The 6,708-nt window shown below is 56.0% G+C and carries 1 protein-coding gene, 3 tRNA genes and 2 rRNA genes; 5 read left to right on the top strand and 1 reads right to left on the bottom strand.

All coding sequences use genetic code 11. From position 1 onward, the window contains the following. Window positions 1–13: 13 nt before the first annotated feature. From QQK95_RS17460 to QQK95_RS17440, 5 genes are all read left to right on the top strand, one after another. A tRNA-Ile gene (locus QQK95_RS17460) sits at window positions 14–90 on the top strand. Window positions 91–138: 48 nt separating this feature from the next. After that, window positions 139–214, top strand: a tRNA-Ala gene (locus QQK95_RS17455). 373 nt (window positions 215–587) lie between these two features. Then, window positions 588–3,387: ribosomal RNA gene (locus tag QQK95_RS17450) — 23S ribosomal RNA — on the top strand. A gap of 195 nt (window positions 3,388–3,582) precedes the next feature. Next, window positions 3,583–3,697, top strand: a 5S ribosomal RNA gene (gene rrf, locus QQK95_RS17445). Between the two features lie 173 nt (window positions 3,698–3,870). Next, a tRNA-Met gene (locus QQK95_RS17440) sits at window positions 3,871–3,947 on the top strand. 223 nt (window positions 3,948–4,170) lie between these two features. On the opposite strand, the gene QQK95_RS17435 is transcribed toward QQK95_RS17440, so the two are convergent. Then, a complete protein-coding gene (locus QQK95_RS17435) occupies window positions 4,171–6,582 on the bottom strand; it encodes an AAA family ATPase (protein WP_284274939.1) in 2,412 nt (803 codons plus the stop codon). Window positions 6,583–6,708: the final 126 nt, after the last annotated feature.

Here is a 6,708-nt window from a genome sequence, read left to right as displayed (position 1 = left end):
AGGGTTCGGTTTAGGGCTTGTAGCTCAGTTGGTTAGAGCGCGCGCTTGATAAGCGTGAGGTCGGAGGTTCAAGTCCTCCCAGGCCCACCACTTCGCAATCCGCAAGGGTTGTCGTTTGTCTCCTCGACAAAGGTATCAGGGGCCGTAGCTCAGCTGGGAGAGCGCCTGCTTTGCAAGCAGGATGTCGTCGGTTCGATCCCGTCCGGCTCCACCATTACCTTGGTGTAGAGTAGAGATGATCGCCGTTGGTCTAGTCGTTCGTATAAAGGTTTGTGGTGAGCTTCTTGGCTCGCCGCTTGTTCTGTTTGACATCGTAAAGAGAAGATTTGTTCGAACTTCATGGTCCGTAAGGTCCGTGATTTGTCGCAAGGGACGCTCAATCCCTTGCATATGATGGGTTTGCCTAACCGCGCCCTCGAACCGATCTCGAGAAGCTGGTCTTTTTGTGCCAATGACATCGGATCAAATTCCGCACAGGATTTGGTCCAGGCGACAATCCTTCGGATTGCGCGGACGCTAATCCCGCTAGGGTTTGGCTGAAACGACAATCCTTTCGGATTGCGCGGATGGGCATTGGCAATGAGAACGATCAAGTGTCTTAAGGGCAATTGGTGGATGCCTTGGCATGCACAGGCGATGAAGGACGTGATACGCTGCGATAAGCTACGGGGAGGTGCGAATACCCTTTGATCCGTAGATTTCCGAATGGGGAAACCCACCTAAGGTACTTGGAAAATCAGAGCAGCAGGGTGACTTGCTGCTGTGGTTTCCAAGTATCGATAATAGGTAACTTATCCTGAATACATAGGGGTAAAGTGGCGAACGCGGGGAACTGAAACATCTAAGTACCCGTAGGAAAGGACATCAACCGAGACTCCGGAAGTAGTGGCGAGCGAACCCGGACCAGGCCAGTGGCGATTGAGAGACAAGCGGAACCTTCTGGAAAGTAGGGCCATAGTGGGTGACAGCCCCGTACGCGTAATGCAATCAATCGTCCTCGAGTAAGGCGGGACACGTGAAATCCTGTCTGAAATTGGGGGGACCACCCTCCAAGCCTAAGTACTCGTGCATGACCGATAGCGAACTAGTACCGTGAGGGAAAGGTGAAAAGCACCCCGACAAGGGGAGTGAAAGAGTACCTGAAACCGATTGCCTACAAACAGTGGGAGCCCGCAAGGGTGACCACGTACCTTTTGTATAATGGGTCAGCGACTTAGTGTGACGAGCAAGCTTAAACCGCTAGGTGTAGGCGTAGCGAAAGCGAGTCTGAACAGGGCGTTCAGTTCGTCGCATTAGACCCGAAACCGAGTGATCTAGCCATGAGCAGGTTGAAGGTAAGGTAACACTTACTGGAGGACCGAACCCATAACTGTTGCAATAGTTCGGGATGACTTGTGGCTAGGGGTGAAAGGCCAATCAAACTCGGAAATAGCTGGTTCTCCGCGAAATCTATTTAGGTAGAGCGTCGACCGAATACCCCAGGGGGTAGAGCACTGGATGGGCTAGGGGTCCTCACCGGATTACCAAACCTAACCAAACTCCGAATACCTGGGAGTACTAGTCGGCAGACACACGGCGGGTGCTAACGTCCGTCGTGAAAAGGGAAACAACCCTGACCTACAGCTAAGGTCCCCAAGTTATGGCTAAGTGGGAAAGGATGTGAGGATCCCAAAACAACCAGGATGTTGGCTTAGAAGCAGCCATCATTTAAAGAAAGCGTAACAGCTCACTGGTCTAAATAAGGGTCTTTGCGCCGAAAATGTAACGGGGCTAAAGCCATACACCGAAGCTTAGGGTTCGTGAGCAATCACGAGCGGTAGCGGAGCGTTCTGTAAGCTGATGAAGCCATACCCGTGAGGGGTGGTGGAGGTATCAGAAGTGCGAATGCTGACATGAGTAACGTAAGGGGAGTGAGAGACTCCCCCGCCGAAAGACCAAGGGTTCCTGCTTAAAGCTAATCTGAGCAGGGTTAGCCGGCCCCTAAGACGAGGCGGAAACGCGTAGTCGATGGGAACCACGTTAATATTCGTGGGCTTGGAGGTAGTGACGGATCATTGAGGTAGTCCAATCTTATCGGATTGAACGGGCTGCTGCGTGGTTCCAGGAAATAGCTCCTCCTTATAAACCGTACCCGAAACCGACACTGGTGGTCTGGTAGAGTATACCAAGGCGCTTGAGAGAACTATGCTGAAGGAACTCGGCAAATTGCACGCGTAACTTCGGAAGAAGCGTGACCCTTTTCCACGCAAGTGGAGGAGGGTGGCACAGACCAGGGGGTAGCGACTGTTTATCAAAAACACAGGGCTCTGCGAAGTCGCAAGACGACGTATAGGGTCTGACGCCTGCCCGGTGCTGGAAGGTTAAGAGGAGGGGTGCAAGCTCTGAATCGAAGCCCCAGTAAACGGCGGCCGTAACTATAACGGTCCTAAGGTAGCGAAATTCCTTGTCGGGTAAGTTCCGACCTGCACGAATGGCGTAACGACTTCCCCGCTGTCTCCAGCATAGACTCAGTGAAATTGAATTCCCCGTGAAGATGCGGGGTTCCTGCGGTTAGACGGAAAGACCCCGTGCACCTTTACTATAGCTTTACATTGGCATTCGTAGTGGCATGTGTAGGATAGGTGGTAGGCTTTGAAACCTGGGCGCCAGCTCAGGTGGAGCCGCCCTTGAAATACCACCCTTATTACTATGGATGTCTAACCGCGGCCCGTTATCCGGGTCCGGGACAATGTATGGTGGGTAGTTTGACTGGGGCGGTCGCCTCCTAAAGAGTAACGGAGGCGCGCGATGGTGGGCTCAGAACGGTCGGAAATCGTTCGCTGAGTGCAATGGCATAAGCCTGCCTGACTGCGAGACTGACAAGTCGAGCAGAGACGAAAGTCGGTCATAGTGATCCGGTGGTCCCGCGTGGAAGGGCCATCGCTCAACGGATAAAAGGTACGCCGGGGATAACAGGCTGATGACCCCCAAGAGTCCATATCGACGGGGTTGTTTGGCACCTCGATGTCGACTCATCGCATCCTGGGGCTGGAGCAGGTCCCAAGGGTATGGCTGTTCGCCATTTAAAGCGGTACGTGAGTTGGGTTCAGAACGTCGTGAGACAGTTCGGTCCCTATCTGCCGTGGGTGTAGGAATATTGAAAGGATCTGTCCCTAGTACGAGAGGACCGGGATGGACGGATCTCTGGTGGACCTGTTGTGGCGCCAGCCGCATAGCAGGGTAGCTATATCCGGACGGGATAACCGCTGAAGGCATCTAAGCGGGAAACCCACCTTAAAACGAGTATTCCCTGAGAACCGTGGAAGACGACCACGTTGATAGGCCGGGTGTGGAAGAGCGGCAACGCTTGAAGCTTACCGGTACTAATAGTTCGATCGGCTTGATCGTTCTCATTCCTTATGCCCATCGTGAAACACGATGGTCTGACCAGCGCTCACGCATGAGCGGCCCTAACGGGCCTATGCTCCGCGAGGGCGCCGGAAAACCGGCGACGCGCAGTCGCGCTTGCGGGCTTATGCCCGAAAGCCACAAACGTCGCCTTGGCACAGAAAACAGCTTCTCGAAAAACGTGCGTTTTGCCGACCTGGTGGTTATGGCGGAGCGGCTGCACCCGATCCCATTCCGAACTCGGCCGTGAAACGCTCCAGCGCTGATGGTACTTCGTCTCAAGACGCGGGAGAGTAGGTCGCTGCCAGGTCTGCTAAACGCACGTTGAACTCACATCCAATCGGGTGTCAGTGAAATCTTCTCTCTACGAACAAGGCCCGCCAAGGGACCACGGGCCGCGCAAGCGGCCCTTTCATTTGGTGAGCCATATACCTATCTGTAAGCCAGCCTCCCTGTCGGCTTGCGCTTACGTACAAAGGTTGACGCGGGGTGGAGCAGCCCGGTAGCTCGTCAGGCTCATAACCTGAAGGTCACAGGTTCAAATCCTGTCCCCGCAACCAATTTTATCATAAATCAATTACCGTCCCGGTCTAACCGGGGCGGTTTTTGCGTTTTAAGCGCTATTCGACGTTCAGGATGGCTAAGGTACCGCCCGACCACCCCAGCCGGATCGCGGCTCGATACGCTGGGTGAGCCTGTAGCGAGCAACCAGGGTTCGGGCGGGAATGTCGATCGCCTAAGCCGCGTCACATAAACTGAACATCATCCGCATTGTGTAGGCCGTTACTTCTTTGTTTTCATCTGCGGACGATCTGCTTCTGCAGCCTCGCTCTCGGCCTTGAGATCAGCAATCAGGGCTTCGAGTTCCGAAATACGCTCGGTAAATTCGTCGGGAAGCGGAACGGCTATCGTGTCGGCGGCCGGATTGTCATGGCTGTGAGTGTTTGCGCGGGTCATGCCCTCGTAGAATCGGATTGCCAGTGCGTCAGGAAAGCGAACATAGCGCAACAGCTGGGTCTGAATGACATCCGTTCCACGTCGGACGATATCCCGGAAGATCACTTCCTCCACCGCGCGCTCGTAAGTGTCGCGCAGTCGGCCATAGAGATTCTTCACCTGATATTCGTAATCCGCCGGGCTCGCAGCAAGTAGCTTGGGCAGAGGCGCTGCGTCATTTCTCAATCGGCTGATGCGCTTGGCGACGTTTTGCCCCTTCCACGGCATCCCTGCCGTGTCCACTTTGCCAGCGGCAGACTTGTCGCTGAACAGTGCCACCGTCACAGGCTCGATGCCCACTTCGTCAGCGGCGCGGGACAGCTCGTTAAAGAAGACGATATCGTGGGTAAACACCACTACCTGTCGACTAGATGCCTCCTCCGCGATCCGCTCGGCCACCTTGGCGCTTCTATCGCGATCGAGGGACGACACGGGATCGTCAATCACAATTGGTCCCGAACCGTCGGTCAAGGCGACTTCGGTGAGGAACCCAGCAAGGGCCAATGCACGCTGCTCGCCCTCGCTCAGAATCTCCGACGTCACCTTGGCCAGCTTGGTCTTGGGGTCAACTTCGAATTCCGCCTTGGTCTGTCCGCTCTTGCGTGCCAAGCCGACGTTGAGATGCATGATATCGAGGCGTACCCGTTCGGCATCAAAACGTGTGACAACGGCAGTGGTCAAATGAGCGTCTACAAGTTCATTGGCGCGCTGCGTAATCCCCCGGGTCTGAACGTCGGCGAGGGCCTTCGCGTAGCACTCATCAACGACGAGCAAGTCCCGCCGGGTCGTGAGCTTCAACTTGTTGGCCATCAAAAGCTTCCGATCCTCGAGGTCCACTTTCTCGTCTACTAGCTTGGCCCGCTCCTCGCTGTTGCCAGCCCGCATCAGCCCACCCGTCTCGCCTTTCAGTTTGACCGCAAAAGCTTTCAGCTCGTCGGTCGGCACGACGAGGGGAGGAACCATCCCGCCTTCTTCGCCTCTCAGTCTCGTGAGCGCCTCTTCCCGCCTTAAGACCGATGATGTCTGGAGGTTCGCGAGCACATCGGCCAGCGCCTCATCACGCTTTCGGACCTGTTCGAGGCGGTCAGCAAAGTCAGAGGCGCGAAGACAAATCAGCTCGTGAAGACCTCTCAGCGCGTCTTGGACTGCTTGCTCCGCCTTCCTGGCCGCGGCATCAAGCGTATCATCCATGTACTTCTGAAATCGCTGCATGCGAGCAGCACCATCTGGCAAAAGCGGCTGCTGGCACAACACGCATGCCGCAGCCCCACCATCCGCCATCAAAACCGGGAACGCCTTCTCTTTGTAGGCTTCCGACACCGAGTAGTCGCGCGCCGCAGCCCAAAGCGACCGCCAGGCAGCGCCGCCGACACCTGACAGCGGCTCGTCGGTGAACAACGCGCCGGCGGCCACCGTGACCGCCTGGCGTGCCGCGGCCGCTGTTGCCCGGAGCTCTTGAAATTTTTCCAGCGCGCCATCCGTGAATGCCGATCCTACGGCCTCGGACTCGAGCAGGAGGGCGTCTGTCCATTTCGAAAGCGCATTGACGTCAGCGGCGGCGGCAGCACCTGCGGAAAGCGCGGCAGTCAGTTCTTCGATACGCCGCTCATCGGCTTCGCTGAATGACGTCGCTGACTCAATCTGGGCGTCAGTTGTCGACCTGTTCAGCTGCCTGTCAAAGAGCTGAGCCTTACTATTGCGCTGAGCGGCGAAAATGATCGAAGTCAGGCCTACCTTGTTGCCGATTGCTACCGCCCGTTCCGCGTCCAGTTTCTCCTTCAAGGTGATGCAGATGGCGTTCAGCCGATGCGGGAGAGCTAGTCCGAAGGGAAGAAAGCGGATTTGATTTCCGCCATCGACGTAAAGTTGTGCGGACGCCGTATCGAAGACCGCAACTTGCATGAGCAGCGGCGATGCCGCTTTACCGGGCGACCAAGGAATTGCCACCTCACCATCGCCGGCATTGACCATGATGTCGGCTGTCGGCGGACCGGGCGTGCTGCCATAGACGTCCGCAAGGACCTTGAGCTTGAGAGGATTCTCAACGCGCGTACGACAAGCTGTGCGTAGAATCCTTACGAAACCGCTCTTGCCGCTTCCGTTGCGGCCATAGATGATCGTCAGGGCCTTGGGGCAAAAGGTAAGAGATGCCTTGGGCACCAGCCGATTCACGTTCTCGACATTGGCGATGCGCGTCAAGACGATCGGTTGATACTCCCCGTTCCCAAAATGGGCTTTCGTGAACGGTATGGGAGATGGCGGCCCAGGGGACTGTCAGGAATTCCGTGTGCGGGCGGGCTGTTGAACATTATGCAGCCATTGCCC

The sequence above is a fragment of the Mesorhizobium huakuii genome (assembly GCF_030160235.1).
Classification (GTDB): Bacteria; Pseudomonadota; Alphaproteobacteria; order Rhizobiales; family Rhizobiaceae; genus Mesorhizobium; species Mesorhizobium huakuii.
The sequence above is the reverse complement of the archived record's forward strand: the minus strand, read 5'-3'. Positions and strand labels throughout refer to the sequence as shown.